Annotated in this window: 1 protein-coding gene; it reads left to right on the top strand. The window is 52.6% G+C overall.

Going from position 1 to position 801, the window contains the following annotated elements; translation table 11 throughout:
• The first annotated feature begins 63 nt into the window (after positions 1–63).
• Positions 64–768: an IS6-like element IS26 family transposase gene (locus tag ACJHYR_RS27980; protein ID WP_001067855.1), complete on the top strand. Its 705-nt coding sequence runs from the start codon at positions 64–66 to the stop codon at positions 766–768.
• Positions 769–801: the final 33 nt, after the last annotated feature.

Here is an 801-nt window from a genome sequence, read left to right as displayed (position 1 = left end):
GGCACTGTTGCAAATAGTCGGTGGTGATAAACTTATCATCCCCTTTTGCTGATGGAGCTGCACATGAACCCATTCAAAGGCCGGCATTTTCAGCGTGACATCATTCTGTGGGCCGTACGCTGGTACTGCAAATACGGCATCAGTTACCGTGAGCTGCAGGAGATGCTGGCTGAACGCGGAGTGAATGTCGATCACTCCACGATTTACCGCTGGGTTCAGCGTTATGCGCCTGAAATGGAAAAACGGCTGCGCTGGTACTGGCGTAACCCTTCCGATCTTTGCCCGTGGCACATGGATGAAACCTACGTGAAGGTCAATGGCCGCTGGGCGTATCTGTACCGGGCCGTCGACAGCCGGGGCCGCACTGTCGATTTTTATCTCTCCTCCCGTCGTAACAGCAAAGCTGCATACCGGTTTCTGGGTAAAATCCTCAACAACGTGAAGAAGTGGCAGATCCCGCGATTCATCAACACGGATAAAGCGCCCGCCTATGGTCGCGCGCTTGCTCTGCTCAAACGCGAAGGCCGGTGCCCGTCTGACGTTGAACACCGACAGATTAAGTACCGGAACAACGTGATTGAATGCGATCATGGCAAACTGAAACGGATAATCGGCGCCACGCTGGGATTTAAATCCATGAAGACGGCTTACGCCACCATCAAAGGTATTGAGGTGATGCGTGCACTACGCAAAGGCCAGGCCTCAGCATTTTATTATGGTGATCCCCTGGGCGAAATGCGCCTGGTAAGCAGAGTTTTTGAAATGTAAGGCCTTTGAATAAGACAAAAGGCTGCCTCATCG

Source organism: Escherichia sp. WS1450, from assembly GCF_046487395.1.
GTDB lineage: Bacteria > Pseudomonadota > Gammaproteobacteria > Enterobacterales > Enterobacteriaceae > Escherichia > Escherichia coli.
Note: the sequence above shows the minus strand (reverse complement) of the source record. Positions and strands in the feature narration are given on the sequence as shown.